2 protein-coding genes and 1 pseudogene are annotated in these 2766 nt (G+C 73.5%); 1 reads left to right on the plus strand and 2 read right to left on the minus strand.

Annotated features, from left to right (window positions below; translation table 11 throughout):
* Nucleotides 1-364 (plus strand): annotated as a pseudogene (locus tag GXP76_RS34990) (nuclear transport factor 2 family protein); the annotation flags it as partial.
* 89 nt (nt 365-453) lie between these two features.
* Here the strand turns inward: GXP76_RS34990 and GXP76_RS34995 are convergent.
* Both GXP76_RS34995 and GXP76_RS35000 read right to left on the minus strand, forming a co-directional pair.
* Entirely contained in the window at nt 454-672 is a 219-nt protein-coding gene (locus GXP76_RS34995; protein ID WP_242575644.1) for an MbtH family protein, read from the minus strand.
* Nucleotides 669-2766 (minus strand): condensation domain-containing protein (locus GXP76_RS35000; RefSeq protein ID WP_242575645.1); only part of this gene is annotated, 2098 nt, incomplete at its 5' end. The genes GXP76_RS35000 and GXP76_RS34995, both read right to left, overlap by 4 nt.

Consider the following 2766-nt stretch of genomic DNA (forward strand, 5'->3'; position numbering starts at 1 on the left):
CGACCAAGGCCCTGCGCACTATCTGCGGGCGTACTACCTCGCCGGCTACGACCCGGGGGTGCCGGTGGCCGAGGCCCACGACCACTTCCACACCCCGGACGCGCAGCACCACGTGGGGGGCAAGCTCATGCAGCGCTCCGCCGTGGTCAGGGCACTTGAGGAGGGGCGGAAGCAGGGCCACAGCTACCCCGTGGAGGTGCATCGGACGCTGCGCGAGGGCAACCGCTTCGCGGCCCGGTACAGCACCAGCCGGGACGGAAAGCCGTCACGGACGCAGGAGATCCTGGCCTTCGGGGAGTTCGCCGACGACGGACGCGTGAAGCTGGTCCGCTTCGTGCTCGATCCGGGTGTCCACGGCGCCTAGCGACCGGCCCGGTCGGGTCAGGCCGGTCGCCGAGGAGTGTGAGAGGGGCCCGACGGCGCCGGTGTACCGGTGCCGTCGGGCCCCTCTCGTCAGTTGGCAGAGCCGTCCGTCGCCGCGATGAGGCTCTTCGGACGCAGGTCGGTCCAGTTGGTCTCGATGTGCGCCAGACAGGCGCCGCGGCTGTCGGGGCCGAAGGTACGGGTCCAGCCGGCCGGGACGTCGGCGAACCGCGGCCAGAGGGAGTGCTGTCCCTCGTCGTTGACCAGCACCAGAAAGACCCCGGTCTCGTCGTCGAACGGGTTGGTCATGGTGTTTCCTCTCGGTATCGGTCGTCATTGCGGAATCGCGCGCGCAGGACATCGGCGACCGGCTGTCCCGGCCGCGCGGCGATGGTGTCCAGCAGGCACGTCAGTTCATGGAGGAGGCCGGGGGCGGCTCCGGGTGCCAGGGCGCCCGGGCGGTGGTCGAGGCGCAGTCGCAGTCGCTCGTCGGCGGCGAACGCCACCAGGGTCAGCGGGTAGTGGGTGGCGTCGCGGCCCTCCACCCCGCCCACCCGCGGGCCGGACGCCGGGCGCTCCGGCGAGACCGGGTCCAGCGGATAGTTCTCGACCACCAGATGGGTGTCGAACAACTCCCGTCGCCCCAGGGCGCGCTGGATCTCGCTCAGCCCGATGTGGTGGTGCGGCAGCAGCCGCGTCTGCTCGTCCCGCAGCCGGCGCAGCGTCTCGCCCACCGTCCGCGTGCCGTCCAGGCGCAGTCGTACCGGCACGGTGTTGATGAACAGGCCGATCATCGACTCCATGCCGGGCAGTTCGGGTTGGCGGCCCGCGACGGTCGTACCGAACACCACGTCCAGGGTGCCGGTCCGGCGGGCCAGCAGCATGCCCCAGGCGAACTGGACGACGGTGTTGAGGGTGACGCCCTCGCCGCCCGGGCCGCGCAGGGCCTTGGTCGTGGTGTCCGACAGTGCCGCGCTCAGGGTGGCGGCGCTCTCGACGGCCTCGGGGACGGGGCGGGTGAGCCGCGGTGGTTCACCCAGTCCGGCGAGGGCGGTCCGCCAGGCCTCGCGGGCCGCGGACCGGTCACGGGTCGCCAGCAGGGCCAGATGGTCCCGGTAGGGGGTGGGCGGGTCCAGCGCGTCCGGGTCGCCTCCGTGGGCGTACAGGTCGAGCAGTTCCCTCACGAGTACGGGCAACGACCAGCCGTCGATCACCAGGTGGTGGTTGGTCAGGACGAGCCGGTGCTCGTCGGGGCCCCACCGGACGAGGGTGAAGCGGATCAGCGGGGGGCGGTCGGGGTCGAAGCGGCGGGTGAGATCGGCGCGGGCCAGCCGGTCGAGGACCCGGTCGCGGCGCTTGTCGCGGACGCCCGTGAGGTCGATCTCCCGCCAGCCGGGGGCGGGAGAGCCGGGAATGACCTGGACCGGGTGGCGCAGACCGTGGTGGACGAAGGCGGCACCCAGGTTGGGGTGGCGTGTCAGCAGGGCGGTCGCGGCGGCCCGCAGGACGTCCGGCTTCAGGGCGCCGTGCAGCCGGACCGCGCACTGCGCCTGGTAGACGTCCGGGGCGCTCGGCTCGTACAGGGCGTGGAAGAGCAGCCCTTCCTGAAGGGGCGTGAGCGGGAGGACGTCCGCCAGGTCCGGATACGAGTCCTCCAGACGGTCGATCTCCGGCTGGTCGACCCGGACGAGTGGCAGGTCGGAGGGGCTCCGGCCGCCGCCGCGGGTTCGGGCGTGCAGGACGAGGGAGTCGAGGGCGGCGAACCACAGGTCGGTGAGAGTCCGGACCTCGGCCTCGGTGAGCTGACCGGCGGTCCAGCTCACCGCGGCGGTGAGCCGGGGGCCCTCGGTGCCGTCGGTCGTCAGTGCGTTGATGTCGAGGAGGTGCGCGCCGAGGCGGCCGGTGGCTCCGGACGGCCGGGCGCGCGGGGCGGCCTGTTCCTCGGCGATTCCCCAGTCGGCGACCCGGGTCGTGGCGAGGCGGCCCAGATAGTTGAAGCCGATCTGAGGCGTCGCCCCGCCGGCGAGTCCGGGCCCGGCGACCGGGTCGAGGTGGCGCAGGACGCCGTATCCGACGCCGCGGTCCGGGACGGCCCGCAGCACCTCCTTGACCTGCTTGAGCGCGCCGCCGAGGGCGGGCCCCACGCTCCACACGTCGGTCCAGGAACACCCGGTGCGGGGCAGCCTGACCGGGTACAGGGCCGTCAGCCACCCCACGGTCCCGGACACATCGGCCCCGGGCGGGCCGGGGCGGCCGTGGGACTCCAGGTCCACCAGCAGGCCGTCCGGGCCGGGCGCCCGGCCCCGCCGGCGGCACCACTCCTCGACCGCGAGCGTCAGCCCTGTGAGCAGTACGGGCTCCACACCGCAGTGGAAGGCGGCACCGACCTCGGTGAGCAGGGGC

This window comes from Streptomyces sp. NP-1717 (assembly GCF_022695985.1).
Lineage (GTDB): Bacteria > Actinomycetota > Actinomycetes > Streptomycetales > Streptomycetaceae > Streptomyces.

What these genes read in the sequence shown, in the direction of transcription:
- GXP76_RS34995 (WP_242575644.1), bottom strand. Translation starts at nt 672, where the DNA reads ATGACCAACCCGTTCGACGACGAGACCGGGGTCTTTCTGGTGCTGGTC.